General features: G+C 69.2%; 9 protein-coding genes and 1 pseudogene. 5 read left to right on the top strand and 5 right to left on the bottom strand.

The genetic code is table 11. The features are described 5' to 3' along the window. Positions 1 to 226 precede the first annotated feature (226 nt). On the top strand, positions 227 to 874 hold the full coding sequence (locus ACIOHP_RS43365) for a BlaI/MecI/CopY family transcriptional regulator (RefSeq protein WP_401896263.1): 648 nt from the start codon (positions 227 to 229) through the stop codon (positions 872 to 874). 105 nt (positions 875 to 979) lie between these two features. Here the strand turns inward: ACIOHP_RS43365 and ACIOHP_RS43360 are convergent, their stop codons facing one another. Then, a complete protein-coding gene (locus ACIOHP_RS43360; protein ID WP_401896260.1) occupies positions 980 to 2,353 on the bottom strand; it encodes a hypothetical protein in 1,374 nt (457 codons plus the stop codon). A gap of 317 nt (positions 2,354 to 2,670) precedes the next feature. Next, on the bottom strand, positions 2,671 to 4,938 hold the full coding sequence (locus ACIOHP_RS43355) for a M4 family metallopeptidase (protein WP_401896258.1): 2,268 nt from the start codon (positions 4,936 to 4,938) through the stop codon (positions 2,671 to 2,673). Positions 4,939 to 5,436: 498 nt separating this feature from the next. Here ACIOHP_RS43355 and ACIOHP_RS43350 point away from each other — a divergent pair, with 498 nt between their 5' ends. The 4 genes from ACIOHP_RS43350 to ACIOHP_RS43335 all read left to right on the top strand — a co-directional run bounded on the left by ACIOHP_RS43350 (position 5,437) and on the right by ACIOHP_RS43335 (position 10,475). Further along, the gene (locus tag ACIOHP_RS43350) at positions 5,437 to 5,934 is read left to right on the top strand and encodes a hemerythrin domain-containing protein (protein ID WP_401896255.1); all 498 of its coding nucleotides are present in this window, start codon (positions 5,437 to 5,439) and stop codon (positions 5,932 to 5,934) included. 151 nt (positions 5,935 to 6,085) lie between these two features. Then, entirely contained in the window at positions 6,086 to 7,438 is a 1,353-nt protein-coding gene (locus ACIOHP_RS43345) for an RICIN domain-containing protein (RefSeq protein WP_401896404.1), read from the top strand. A 140-nt stretch (positions 7,439 to 7,578) separates the two neighbouring features. After that, on the top strand, positions 7,579 to 9,723 hold the full coding sequence (locus ACIOHP_RS43340) for a glycoside hydrolase family 9 protein (protein WP_401896252.1): 2,145 nt from the start codon (positions 7,579 to 7,581) through the stop codon (positions 9,721 to 9,723). A gap of 467 nt (positions 9,724 to 10,190) precedes the next feature. Next, the gene (locus tag ACIOHP_RS43335; protein WP_401896402.1) at positions 10,191 to 10,475 is read left to right on the top strand and encodes a hypothetical protein; all 285 of its coding nucleotides are present in this window, start codon (positions 10,191 to 10,193) and stop codon (positions 10,473 to 10,475) included. Here ACIOHP_RS43335 and ACIOHP_RS43330 read toward each other — a convergent pair. The 3 genes and pseudogenes from ACIOHP_RS43330 to ACIOHP_RS43320 all read right to left on the bottom strand — a co-directional run. Then, positions 10,360 to 10,836, bottom strand: a pseudogene (locus tag ACIOHP_RS43330) (alpha/beta fold hydrolase); the annotation flags it as partial. The gene ACIOHP_RS43335 and the pseudogene ACIOHP_RS43330 sit on opposite strands and share 116 nt — an antisense overlap. Before the next feature lie 127 nt (positions 10,837 to 10,963). Continuing rightward, positions 10,964 to 13,189 (bottom strand): protein translocase subunit SecD, encoded by a 2,226-nt coding sequence (secD, locus tag ACIOHP_RS43325; RefSeq protein ID WP_401896249.1) that lies wholly within the window; start codon positions 13,187 to 13,189, stop codon positions 10,964 to 10,966. 66 nt (positions 13,190 to 13,255) lie between these two features. Then, positions 13,256 to 13,666, bottom strand: coding sequence for a hypothetical protein (locus ACIOHP_RS43320; protein ID WP_401896247.1), 411 nt, complete (start codon positions 13,664 to 13,666; stop codon positions 13,256 to 13,258). Between the last annotated feature and the right edge of the window lie 46 nt (positions 13,667 to 13,712).

Below are 13,712 nucleotides of genomic sequence, written 5' to 3'. Positions count from 1 at the left end.
GCCGCGGCAACTGAAGCGCTCCGGGGTGGTCCTGAGCCTCCCACCCACCCTTGAGCCGTCCAGTGAGCTACCGTGCGGAACAACTCGCTCCGTCCGAACGTAGTATCTCAAGACCAAGCAGCTCTGCATCTACATGGTCAATCGTCCGCGAACCATGTACTCAATCCGCCCAGGAACTCACTTGCCGCTGGTACTTGGGCAGGGAGTTCAAGGAGAGGTCGACAACATGTCCGAGAACACCACCACGTCCACGGAACTAACGTCCCAGTACACCGCCCAGGTAACCACCGACCTTGAGCGCAACCTCAAAGAGCAAGAGCGCATCCACCAGGAGATCGCCGCCCTGCAACAGCAGTTGGCCAGCTTGCAGCTCGACCACTCGGTACTCGTGAACATGCACCAAGCACTCGGCCTCACTGTGCCCGCCGCCGAGCCCGAGCCCACCGCTGAGCCCGAGCCCACCGCCGAGGCCGACACCTCCCCCGCTCCAGCTCCCGCCAAGAAGGCCGGCACCCGTCGGCCCCGCCAGCCGAAGAAGGACACCACTCCCAAGGCCAAGGCTCCCAAGGCCCCCAAGGCCTCCACGTCGGCCGCCGCCAAGTCCGAAGCCAAGTCGGCGGAGCCCACGCTGGTCAGCTTGATCCGCGACCACCTCGCCGCACAGGGCGAACCCCGCTCCACGGCTGAGATCGCCGCCGCGATGGGCGAAACCCACCCTGACCGCGGTATCAAGGCCACCGTGGTGCGGACCACTCTTGAAGGGCTCGTGGCCAAGGGCCTGGTTCAGCGCGTCAAGCAGGGGAGTTCCGTCTACTACACCGCTTCCGCCGAGGAGCAGGCGTCGACGGACGCCCAGACCGACACCGCTTCATAACCCAACCCGGACCGCCGGCGGCGTGCGCCCGAAGGGGCGCACGCGCCGACCGTGTGGGCGCAGGGAAGCAGTCACCCTCGTTCACGGGCCTCGGGCCCCGCGCCGCTACGGGGCGATGCCGACACCGTCGATCCGGCTCCAACTCTTCTCCTGCCGAGCGGTCATGGCCGGCCACGACAGCCCTGCCGGCCGGGGCAGAACACGGGAGGCGTACGGCCGAGGACGGAAGTCGGCGTCGTAGAAGCATCCCGTGCCGTAGGTGCGATCGTAGAAGGCACACGCGGATGCGACGGACTGCGCGGTGGGCCTCTTCCCTGTGCGGACCCAGGTGGTCAGCGCAGCAATGGAGTTGGCGTACTCGGCGTCGCTCAGCTCACTGTGCTCGTGCTCCGTGGTGAAGGTCTGCACGAGGTTCTTCTCCCGGTGGGCGCCCTCGAGGCTCGCCCGGTACGCGGCCTCATGCTCGACGAAGGCGGTGGGGTCGTCGATGGCATGCAGTGTCAGTACGGGGATCGGGACCCGACCGGTGAGGTCGCTGTCATAGGACAGGTCACGCCGCGCCGCGGGGTCGGCAGAGAAGCGTTCGACGCCTTCGTTCAATGCCTTGTCGTCGTGTGAGCCGGCGTACCGAACCCCGTCGTTGCTGAACGGATTTCGGTCGCCGAGCCGGTGGTGCACGATGTCGCGGAACGTGAACACGGCGAAGCGCAGGTGTGATTCCAGCGTCCGCTCCGGGATGTGGGTGACCGCGAGGATGTCGTCGAGATTGCGTTGCTGCACAGCGGTGCGCTCCTGCGGCGTCGACGCGTATCCCGTGCATTCCTGCAGACGGGCCCGCAAACCTGCCGTGGTCAGGGTGGATGCGGGACGCAGTCCCTGCCACAACGGGTACTGGGGCTCACTGGGGCGGGGAAGGTTCTGGCAGTAGTACTGATAGACCACCCGCAGGTCCACGCGGTAGTCATAACCCCGTGAGCCGCCACCCAGCACTCCGTTGGTGAGCAGAGCACCGTCATAGGAGCCCTGCTTGCCGTACACCTCCACGACCTTGGCAGCGACGTTCCCGCCCCAGGACTGACCGTGTACGAAGGTCCGCTCGGGGCTGCCGAACTCGTCCACGAAGAGCCGACGCACATGCTCCGTGTCGGCGGCAGCCATACGGGTTCCATAGCCCCCGCGTCGGTAGGACGAGCCCGCCCAGGCATACCCCTGGTCCACCATCACCGACCAGCGTTCCAGGTCGCCGGTGCTCCGCTCGGGGTCCGACCCTTCCCCCAGGTCAGGGCCGCCATGAGCGTGCACGACGAGCGAGCCGTTCCACCGCTTCGGCACAGCGATCGCGTAGAACGCTCCGTTGGCGTCCTGGCCGGTGTAACAGCTGGCCTTCTCCTCCAGGCTCGCCGGGCACGAGATCGGTCCGGGCGGCGACTCACCGGCCGCATGGACCGGACCGGCGGTGCCGAGTGACCCGGCGACCATGCCTGCGATGCATGCGGCCAGCGTCACTCCGCGTCGTGCGCGGGACCAGAGGCGAGGAGGGGCAAACGTGGTCCGACCCGAGCGGTTCACAGCAAGGCTCCCGGAACTCAGTGGCGCACCATCGCGCCGAGCGGTGCGATGTTAGAAACGCAGGCGTTGGTGCACCATGAGTCGCTCGATTCTGTTCATAGTGTGCGCTTGGTGTCCGCGCTACCACGAGGCCCTCGTACGCGTCCCGCACTCAGGCAGGGGCTCGGAAACGGACGACACCGCCGCCCGGATCCCGAGGATCTGGACGGCGGTGCGCGGCCGGTGTGTCAGGGGGTCAGCTGCCAGCGCGCGATGTACCCGACGTCGATGGACGCCCGGTCCTGCACGCGCAGTGTCCAGGTGCCGTTGAGCGGTTGCGCGGAGGCGTCGACCGTGAAGGTCTGGTCGACGTTGTCGGCGGAGCCGCCCGTGCGGTTGAGCAGGGAGTAGACGGTGCCGTTCGGGCCGACGAGGTCGACGGTGAGGTCACCGCGGTAGGTGTGGACGATGTTGACGTAGACCGTGGTGGTCGTGGAGGCGTTGCCGTCGCGGCCCGTGATGGTCACCGGTGACTCGACGGCGGCGCCGTTGTCGGGAATGTCCACGCGGGTGGCGTTGGCGTAGACGTAGGCGATCTGCCAGGTGAAGGTGTCCGAGGCGGTCGCCCCGGTGCTGTCGGTCACGGTGATCGTGACGTCGCTGGTGCCGAGGGCGGTGGGTGTGCCGCTGATCAGACCGCTCGGGCTGATGCTGAGGCCGTCGGGCAGGCCGGAGGCCTCGTAGGTCAGGTCGGCGCCGGTGTTGGTGGTGTAGGCGTCCAGTTGGAGGCTGACGGTCTGGTTGACGCCACTGATCTGGTCGGCGGTCGGGGCGAGGTTGACGCCGAGGGCGATGCGGTTGCCGACGTTCGTCGCGGCCCAGGCGTCGGCGACAGCGAGGTAGGTGGGGCTGTAGGCGCCGAACAGGTCGGCGGTGGCCGACAGGGTGGCGGTGCGGGCGCCGGCGTAGTTGGTCGTCGAGGTCATGTACGTCGTCAGTGCGCGGTACCAGATGGCGGCGGCGTTCTGGACGCCGATGCCGGTGACAGGTCGGCCGTCGTACGTCGGGCTGTCGTAGTCCACCCCGTTGACGGTCTTGGCGCCGCTGCCCTCGGAGAGCAGGTAGAAGAAGTGGTTGGCGGGGCCGGAGGAGTAGTGGACGTCGATACCGCCCAGGGTGGGACTCCAGTTGTCGCGGGAGTCACCGTCCTTGGAGGGCTTGTCCATGTAGCGCAGCGGGGTGCCGTCACCGTTGATGTCGATCTTCTCGCCGACGAGGTAGTCGGCGGGGTCGGCCGGGAGGTTCTCGGAGAACTCGACGGCGGCGGCGAAGATGTCGGAGGTCGCCTCGTTGAGGCCGCCGGACTCGCCCGAGTAGACCAGGCCCGCGGTGGCGGCGGTGACCCCGTGGCTCATCTCGTGGGCGGCCACGTCGAGCGCGGTCAACGGGTGGGTGTTGCCCGAGCCGTCGCCGTACGTCATGCAGAAGCAGGAGTCCTGCCAGAAGGCGTTGACGTAGTTGTTGCCGTAGTGGGCGCGGCTGTAGGCGGCGACACCGTCGTTACGGATGCCGTTGCGGCCGTGGTTGTCCTTGAAGTAGTCCCAGGTGGCAGCGGCGCCGAAGGCCACGTCGACGCCTGCGGTCTGGCGGTTGGACGGCTGGCCGTCGCCCCAGACATCGTTGTCGTCCGTGAACAGGGTGCCGGTACCCGAGGTGCCCTGGTTGAGGTCGTACGTCTTCTGCCCGGCGCGGTCGGGGTCGACGAGCTGGTAGGTCGACCCGGACAGGGTGCTGCCCAGCGGGACTTCGCCGGCGTACTGGCCTGTTCCGGAGCCGGTGTGCACCTGCTCGGCCGTCTGGAGCCGCTTGCCGGTGGCGGCGTCGGTGACGATCTGGAGTTCGCTGGGGGTGCCGTCCTCCTGGACGCCCTCGACGACGGTTTCCCAGGCCAGCACGGGCTTACCGCTGCCGGCCCAGACCACCAGGCGGGGCGCCTGCTCCGTCTCGGAATCCTTGACATCGGCGTTCTTCGAGACGGTGAGGGCCTTGGCGGCGGCACCGGCGGCGGTGATCTTCGGGCTGAGTGAAGGCACCTGGAGGCGGGCCGCGTTCGCCTTGGTGACGGTCGTACGACCGCTCTTGTCGTGGACGACCAGGTCGCCGCCGAGGACGGGCAATCCGGCGTAGGTGCGCTCATAGCGGGTGTGCAGGGTGCCGTCGGCGTCCTTGATGACGTCCTTGACGACCAGCTTCTCCTTGCCGCCAAGGCCGATGTGCCGCGCCGTGCCGGACGCCGCGGACCGGGCACTCTCGATCAGGGCGGCGCGGCGGGCCGGCGTCAGGGAGGGCTGGGCGGCGCCGGCCCGGGCGGTGGCGGTGATCTTCGTGGGGCCGGGGTCCGCCGGGGCCGCGGCGGCGATTCCGGGGACGGCCAGGGCGAGCAGGGACCCTACGGCGGTGAGGGCGAGGGCGGTGGCGCGTCTGCGCCGTACAAGAGCGCGGTGTCGCTGGGGCAACGAGTTCTCCTTCGAAGCGACGGCCGACCCGTGATGGGGGCCGCGGACGAGACGGAGCGGCGGGGTACGCCGGTCCGGGGCGCTGCACGGCAGGCGGGTGGAAGGAGGCGGGGGGTGGGGGTGGTCGTTGAGCGTTTGCTCCGCGTGGTGATTCCGTCAAGGAACGGTGAACTTCCGCAGAAGGGTGGCACTGCGTGCACAGTTTTGTCATGGGAATGCCAAAGCAACGGCTGAAATTGACCATGACGATCAGGCAAATCAGCACAGACGGCGCCGCTTTTCAGCCTCACCTCGGATGCGGTCACTGTGCAGCGCAAGACGCTTGGGTTCCCGGCGGCCGGAGACCTCATCACCCTCTGAGCCCCCAGGCCGACGCCCGTCTCGCGTTGCCGCGATTGACAGTTCGTCGGCGCCGTTGGTAGGACCTTGGATCAACGTCGCGTGCGCCCGGCGAAGAGACCGTCGAGGGCATGGAGGCGTCGAAGCCACGGAACTGCCTTGACCACATCACACGGGCGCCTGACAGCCTTCGGCAACCAGCTGATCGAAGTACACCTCTGGCTCCGCGAGGAGCTCGCAGCACTGCGTCAGGACGTCGACTCCTATCTCTCCGGCGGTACTCGCGTCCGCGAGTTGCGGACCCACTGCCTGACCTTCTGCTCGGCACTGGACCGGCACCACAACGGCGAGAACGACTTCGCCTTCCGCGAGATCGCCGAATGGTTCCCCGAACTGAGCCCCGTTCTCGAGGAGTTGCGGCGCGACCACCGGCTGGTGGACGACTCCTTGCAACGGCTCGAGAGGCTCGTCGGCGCACTGGACCGGGAGTCCGATCCCACCGAGTTCCGGCGCGAGTTGGACAGCCTCGCCGCACTCGTCGAAACGCACTTCACCTATGAGGAAAAGCGGATCGTCTCAGCGCTCAACGCGCTGGAGGTGCCGGGTTGGAACCACACCCGGCCCACGTTCCTGCTCACCGACGACGAGGAGAGCTGACCGGCCACAGTCAGCGCTCTGATGGGTCGTCATATCCCGGGCGAGACGCAACAGTTCACGTGTCAGGCCTGGCACCGCACCCATCCCTTCGGATATGTCATGTCTCTGCCACAACACCCGCAGTGCTGGAGTGAAAGGAACCCCCGTGCACATGCGCCCCCTGCGCGCCCTGTGCGGCACCGCCGCGCTCGCCCTCACCCTGCCCGTCCTGTCCCCTGGTCAGGCCGCGGCAGCCGTCCCCACCACCTCGGTCTACCTCCAGAACTACGCGACCGGCCTGAACGCGGCCGACAGCGGCGGCACGGTCGTCGCGCACAATCCCAAGGGGACCGAGGACCACCAGCAGTGGACCCCGGTCCCGGTCAGCGGCGGCTACCGGCTCCAGAACGCCGACGAGTCCGATACCTGCCTCGGCCGCAGCGGCACCTCAGCGGTGACGACGGCCTGCGGCGCGGACGGCACCACCTGGACGATCACCGCGGCCACGGGCAGTACGTACACCGTCTCCGTCCCCGGCACCTCGCAGTACCTCACCACGTCACCCTCCGACTCGGCCGCCGTACAGCTCGGATCGTCGGGCGACCTGGCCCGCTGGTACCTGACTCCGACCGCCTACGCCACCACGCCGGCGTCGGCGAACACCCGCACCCTGGACCAGGTCACCTTCCTGACCTCGCACAACGCCTTCGCCAACGGCGCCGACGGCAACTTCGCCTCGTTCCCGGTCAGCCTGTTCCCCAACCAGAACTACGGCATCAGCCGGCAACTGAGCGACGGCGTACGCGGCTTCATGCTGGACGACTACACCGTCTCGGGCCAGGCCGTGCTGTGCCACAACAGCTGCGACGGCGTCAGCAACCCCGTACCGCTCGCCACCGACCTCAAGCGCATGGTCGACTTCCTCAAGGCGAACCCGGGCCAGTTCGTCACCGTGTTCCTGGAGGACTACGCCTCCTCCGACGTACTGAAGTCCTCGCTCGCCTCGGTCGCCGGGCTGTACGACGTGCTGTACCGGCCCGACCAGGAGGGCGTGGCCACCAAGGGCTGGCCCACCATGGCCGACCTGGCCGCCCGCGGCAAGCAGTTGCTGATCTTCAGCGACCGCACCCGCGCGAGCGACAGCGCGAGCGGCTGGACCACCCGGGACAGCTTCGGAGTGATGTACCAGCGCGAATGGACTGTGGAGAACTACTGGTCCATGGGCGGCGGGATCGGCAACTCCGACTGGTCCTGCTACAGCCGCTGGGGCACCGGCAGACCGCTGACCACCGACTCGTCCGCCTTCCATCCCCTGTTTGTCATGAACCACTTCCGCGACTACACCATCACCGCCACCGCCACGACGGACAACGGCAAACTCCTCAACCGCGCCCAGAACTTCTGCACACCCGCCGCCCGCAAGAAGCCCGGCTACCTGGCCGTGGACCGCTACGAGCTGGGCTCCCCCACCCCGCTCAGCGCGGTCAACACCCTCAACACCTACATCCTCACGCCAGGCCAGTGACCGACACCCGCCCCGCCGAGTGCGGGGCGGGACGTCCCATGTTTCCCCCTGTGCACACCAATTGACGGGTCGTCGTGCGCATGCCAGTCTCGTGATGGGAGCGCTCCCAACCCCCGCAAACACCCCACCAGGAGCCGCTCATGCACGCCTTCACCTCATTACGACACCACAGCAGGCCCCTCGCAGTCGCCCTGCTGACGAGCTCACTCGTCCTCGGCGGCCTGCTGACCGCTCCCACCGCGGCCGCAGCGACCAGCGCCGTGCGCGTCAACCAGGTCGGCTACCTGCCCGACGGCCCCAAACGCGCCACCGTCGTCACCACGTCGACGCAGTCGCTCACCTGGCAACTGCGCAACGCCTCCGGAACCGTGGTCTCGTCCGGCTCCACGACCCCACGCGGCGCGGACACGCCCTCCGGCCAGTCCGTCCAGGTGGCCGACTTCTCCTCGTACCAGGACACGGGATCCGGCTACGTCCTGACGGTGGACGGCAACAACAGCCACCCGTTCGACATCCGCGCGAACCTCTACGACGGGCTGCGCTCCGACGCGATGGCGTTTTTCTACCACCAGCGCAGCGGCATCGCCATCGACGCCTCTCTGGTGGGCTCCGCCTATGCCCACCCGGCGGGGCACCTCGGCGTCGCGCCCAACAAGGGCGACACCTCCGTCCCGTGCCAGTCCGGGGTCTGCGACTACACCCAGGACGTCAGAGGCGGCTGGTACGACGCCGGCGACCACGGCAAGTACGTGGTCAACGGCGGCATTTCCGCCTGGCTGGTCGTCAACTCCTTCGAGCGGGCCAAGCGTGCGGGCAAGGACGCCGCCCTGGGCGACTCGACGCTGCGCGTGCCCGAGCGCGGCAACGGCACCCCGGACGTCCTGGACGAGGCCCGCTGGGAACTGGACTTCCTGATGCGGATGCAGGTACCCGTGGGCAAGCCGTACGCGGGCATGGCCTTCCACAAGATCCACGACGCCAACTGGACCGGCATCCCGACCCGCCCGGAGCAGGACGCCCAACAGCGAGAGCTGCACCGCCCGTCCACCGCGGCGACCCTCAACCTCGCGGCGAGCGCCGCCCAGTGCGCCCGGGTCTACCGCCCGTACGACGCGGCCTACGCCGACCGCTGTCTGGCAGCCGCCCGCCGGGCCTGGACCGCGGCCCAGGCCAACCCCGCGATGTACGCGCCGGATTCCGACAGCACCGGCGGCGGGGCCTACGGCGACGCCCGGGCCACGGACGAGTTCTACTGGGCTGCCGCCGAGCTGTACGCGACGACCGGCGAGAGCGCCTACCGGGACGCCGTGACGTCCTCGTCCTGGCACACCTCCGCCGACGCCTTCACCTCCTACGGCTTCGGCTGGGCCGACACGGCGGCCCTGGGCCGGCTCACCCTGGCCACGGTCCCCAACGGACTGCCCGCCTCCGACCTGGCGCGCATCCGCTCCTCGGTGACCACGGCCGCCGACGGCCATCTGTCCAGGATGGCCGCGCAGGGCTACGCCGTGCCCATCCCGGCGGACGGGTACTTCTGGGGCTCCAACAGCGAGGTCGCCGGCAACGCGATCGTCATGGCCGTCGCCGGTGAGCTGACCGGCAACGGGCGTTACCGCACCGGCGTGTTGGAGACGATGGACTACCTGCTCGGCCGTAACGCCATCGGCCAGTCCTACGTCACCGGCTACGGCGAGAAGGACTCCCGCAACCAGCACCACCGCTTCTGGGCGCACCAGTCGGACGCCTCGCTGCCCAACCCTCCGGCGGGTTCACTCGCGGGCGGCCCCAACGACGATCTGCAGGACCCGGTGGCGCAGGAGAAGCTGGCCGGTTGCGCGCCCGCCGCATGCTATGTCGACGACATCGGTTCGTACTCCACCAACGAAGTGGCGGTCAACTGGAACGCTCCACTGGCCTGGCTCGCCGCCTATGCCGCCGAACGGACGTCCACCGGCGGTGAGCAGCCCGCCGCGGCCTGCGCGGTGACGTACAAGGTGGACAACGCCTGGAGCGACGGCTTCACGGCGACCGTGACCGTCAAGAACACGGGCCAATCGGCCGTCGACGGATGGCAGTTGGCCTGGAGCTACCCGGGCAGCCAGCGTGTGACCAGTGCCTGGAACGCGACCGTCACCCAGAGCGGGGCCGCCGTCGTGGCCCGCAACGTCGACTGGAACCGGGCGATCGCACCTGGCGCGACAGTGAGTTTCGGCGTCCAGGGATCCCTCAGCGGGACCAACCCCTCGCCTGCCGCCTTCGCCCTGAACGGAAGCGCTTGCGACTGACCGTGGCTGACCGGCGGGGTGCGGGTCCCGGCCCCGCCTACAGCACAAGCCGGCGGCACAGCGCCGAGCCCGAAGGCCAACGGCGGCTGTGCCGCGACCGGTTGTGCTCAGTAGGGCAGGATGCGCCCCGAGGGCGTCCGGCGGTCGATCTCGATGTTCCGCGGCGCGCTGGGCCGACGGCTGACACGAACGCGAACCCGGGCCTGACGATTCATGACACCTCCGCGTGCTGCGCGTCCGCTGCGGAATCTGGCCCCGCACCGGCTGCCTTCACCCTCGCCGACGCGCTGGTGAAGGACATCGTGCCCAGCGGGCGGGCGATCATGCGCCTGGGGACGAATCACGGCAGGCGGAAGATTTCTGACGGCCCAGGGCGTACCGGTGCCACTCCCGGGGCACCGCCAGGAACCACACACGGAAGAAAGGAAGCACGCTGGTCGAACTCGAGTGCTGATAGCTTCACGCCCGTGATCGTGTATCCGCTGTGGCATGTGGGCCACCAGAACGAAGCCGGCGCCGACGGGTCGACCGTGCACGTCGATGAAAACGGCGTGTTCTGCGACGAGTCGGACGGAGACGACCTCAAGCTGCTCGGTCTCTACTCAACCCTTGAACGGGTTGAAGAGCGTGTGCGTCAGGCTCGACTGCTGCCGGGCTTCCGCGATGAACCGGAGTGCTTCTCCTTCGACCCCTACGAGCTCGATGAGGACTGCTGGACCGAGGGCTTCGTCCGCGTTCCGCCGGGCGAGTAGACCTGAGGGCGTAGCGCCGAGGGCACCGTCGTGCCCGGTCGCGTGTGCGACTCCAGGAATTCGACGATGAGGTCGGGCCGTCGGGCTCAAGGTTGATGGCGTCATGGAGCTGTGGGGACGCCCCGCCCAGACCGGCCGCGCTCTCACCGGTTTCCAGCACGAAGGCCGCCGGATAGATCAAGTGTCCCGCTCCGCGCACCCCGGTGATCAGTGATCCGCCGTAGGAGTGCCCGAGCACGACCGGAGGCTCGTGCGACGAATCGATGACCGCCTGGACCGCCGCCGTGTCAGCGTGCGATGAGCCCCGGTGGAGCTCGGGAACGACGACGTCGATTCCCGAGCTCCGCAGGCGTTCTGCCACTACGGCGAAGTGCTCGGGGCGGTGGTACAGGCCGTGAACGAGCACCACGGCGGCCGATTCGCCCGCCTCCTCAGGTCGGTGTCAGGCGAGTGATCCCAGCTCCGGACCATGGCCGTCCATCGCGGGCTTAGGTGCGTTTGTGGAGCTCGATGGCGAGGGGTGTGGCGGTGAACATGGACGAGTAGGTGCCCACGGCGACGCCGATGAGCAGGGCGAGGGCGAAGTCGGTGAGGGAGTCGCCGCCGAGGACGGCCAGGGCGGTCAGGATGAAGGCGGCGCCCATCCCGGTGTTGATGGTGCGCGGCAGGGTCTGCACGAGGGCTCGATCGGCGACCGCCGCAAAGGGCGCTTCGCGGTCACGTCGGCTCAGGTCCCTGATGCGGTCGAAGACGACGACGGAGTCGTTGACCGAGTATCCGATCACGGTGAGCAGCGCGGCGAGGAAGACACCGTCGACGGGTTTTCCGAGCCAGGCGAAGACGCCGGTGAGGATGACGACGTCGTGGGCGAGGGCGGCGACCGCGGAGGTGCCGAACAGCCAGCGGAAACGAGCCGCGAGGTACAGGAGTTGGGCGCCCAGGGCGACGGCGAGGGCGATGAGTGCGCCTTGTCGCAGTTCTTTGCCGAGGCTGGGGCCGATGGCCTCGTCGCGGAGTGTGTCGGCGTCGTCGGTCAGTGTGCCGATGGTCTCGGTGACGGTGGCCGCTTGAGCGTTCGTCAACTGGTCGGTGCGGACGGTGAGTCGGTGGTCGCCCGAGCTCTGGACGACGGCGCGTGGGAACCCGGCGTCGGCGAGTGCGCTGCGGGCGCGGTCCGGGTCGACGGGGGTGGCGGTCGTGTACTCGATGAGGCGGCCTCCGGTGAATTCGACACCGAAGTCCAGTCCCCGCACGACGATCCCGGAACCGGCCAGGACCAGGGCCGCGGCGGAGGCGGCCAGCCACCGGCGCGGGTGGCGCATCAGCTGGGGGGCGGTGCGCGTGAGTCGGTCACGGACGGTCCCGGGGTGGGCGATGCCCGTCAGACGAGGGCGGCGTCGGAGCCAGGGCCGGGAGGCGGCGTGGTCGGCGAGGGCACGAGTGATCACCAAGGCGCTGAACATGGAGACGAGGACGCCGATGCCCAGGGTGACACCGAAGCCGCGTACGGGTCCGGAGGCGAGGAAGAACAGCAGGCCCGCAGCGATCAGGGTGGTGATGTTGGAGTCGGCGATCGCGCTGAAGGCGCCCCGGAAACCGGCGGCCAGCGCGGAGCGCGGGCTGGTCCGGTTGCGGGAGGCGTACTCTTCGCGGGCGCGTTCGAAGACGAGGACGTTGGCATCGACGGCCATGCCGATGGCCAGGACGAACCCCGCGAGGCCCGGGAGGGTGAGGGTGGCTCCGAGTGCTGCCAGGACGGCGTAGGAGATCAGGCCGTAGCAGGCCAGTGCCACGGTGGCCAGGGCTCCCATGAGCCGGTAGACCGCGGTGATGAACAGCGCGGTCAGCGCGGTGCCGACGGCGGCCGCCCAGGCGCTGGCGGTGATGGCCTGCGCGCCCAGGGTGGGGCCGACGGTGCGCTGCTCGACCGTCTCGACGGGTACGGGCAGAGCGCCGCCGTTGATGAGCAGGGCCAGTTCCTTGGCCTCGTCGGCGCTGAAGGATCCGGTGATCTGGGTGGAGCCGCCGCCGATGCCCGAGCCGCAGCCGACCGAGGGGTCCACCTGCGGCGAAGAAATGATCTTGTCGTCCAGGACGATGGCGACCCTTCGGGACGGGTCCCCCGCAGGGTGGCAGGCGGCCTGGCCGGTCAGGCGGGCCCATCCGTCATCGCCGGACCCCTGGAAGCCGACGGTGACCTGCCATCCGGCGCCGCTCTGCTGTTCGAAGCGGGCAGCGGCTTCCTCGACGTCCTTGCCGGTCATGGTGGCGGCCTCGAGGCGCAGGAGGCGGCCGGACTCGTCGGGCAGTATCTGCCGGCGGTCCCGCTTGGGCAGCGGCTTGCCCTTGTCGTCGGCGTCGGCCGCTCCGAGGACTTGGTGGAAGGTGAGCTGAGCGGTGCGACCGAGTACGTCCGCGGCCGTGGCCGGGTCCTGTACGCCGGGCAGTTCGACGATGATCCGGTTGTCGCCGGAACGGGCGAGTGTGGGTTCGGCGACGCCGAGCGCGTCGATACGCCCGCGCAGTACCTCCAGGGTGCGGTCGGTGGCCTCGCTGTCGGCGTCAGCGGTGGCGGTCGGGCGGGTTTCCAGGACGATCTGCGTACCTCCGCGCAGATCAAGTCCGAGGTGGACGGGCACGGTGAGAGCGACGAACAGCGACAGGGCGACAGCGGCGAGGGCGAGCAGCCCTCGTATGCGCAGGGCGCGGGTCAACAGGGGCCTCCGGCAGGCACACCGCGGCCAGGGAAGCGGCCGCGGTCAACGGAAAAGGGAAGGGATTCAGATGCCTGGGAGCAGAGGTGGTGCCCGGTCCTGATGCCGGTCCAGCAGGTGCGGGTGGCAGGGCAGGCGCACCGCCCGCGCGTCGCCACAGGTGGACCAGGGCGGGTCGCAGGGCCGACTGTGGTCGGCCAGGATGGCGGTGAGGGGCGCTGCCAGCCGGTCGGCAGGGATGTCGCGAGCGCTGCGGACCGGGGTGGTGCAGAGGGCGGAGTGGCCGTCATCCGCCTTCGGGCCGTCCACCTGTACAGCCCCGGAGACCGGCGCGGCGCTGTTCTGCGCGTGCAGGTGCGGGCCGCCGTACGACAGCGGGTGGAGCCAGGCGGTGAGAACGACGAGCAGGACAGCGATGATGACCGATGCCGGTCCCCGGCCGCCCGTGCGGGGGACGGTGGGCAAGGTGCGTGCCATGCGCCGTCCCCTTTCGTCGTGTCGGCGGCGTCCGGTCGCGAGCGGG

Origin of the sequence: Streptomyces sp. NPDC087859 (assembly GCF_044742595.1) — a bacterium.
Classification (GTDB): Bacteria; Actinomycetota; Actinomycetes; order Streptomycetales; family Streptomycetaceae; genus Streptomyces; species Streptomyces canus_F.
This window is presented reverse-complemented; position numbering and strand designations above follow the sequence as displayed.

What these genes read in the sequence shown, in the direction of transcription:
- ACIOHP_RS43365 (WP_401896263.1), top strand. Translation starts at nt 227, where the DNA reads ATGTCCGAGAACACCACCACGTCCACGGAACTAACGTCCCAGTACACC.
- ACIOHP_RS43360 (WP_401896260.1), bottom strand. Translation starts at nt 2,353, where the DNA reads ATGGTCGCCGGGTCACTCGGCACCGCCGGTCCGGTCCATGCGGCCGGT.
- ACIOHP_RS43345 (WP_401896404.1), top strand. Translation starts at nt 6,086, where the DNA reads ATGCGCCCCCTGCGCGCCCTGTGCGGCACCGCCGCGCTCGCCCTCACC.
- ACIOHP_RS43340 (WP_401896252.1), top strand. Translation starts at nt 7,579, where the DNA reads ATGCACGCCTTCACCTCATTACGACACCACAGCAGGCCCCTCGCAGTC.
- ACIOHP_RS43320 (WP_401896247.1), bottom strand. Translation starts at nt 13,666, where the DNA reads ATGGCACGCACCTTGCCCACCGTCCCCCGCACGGGCGGCCGGGGACCG.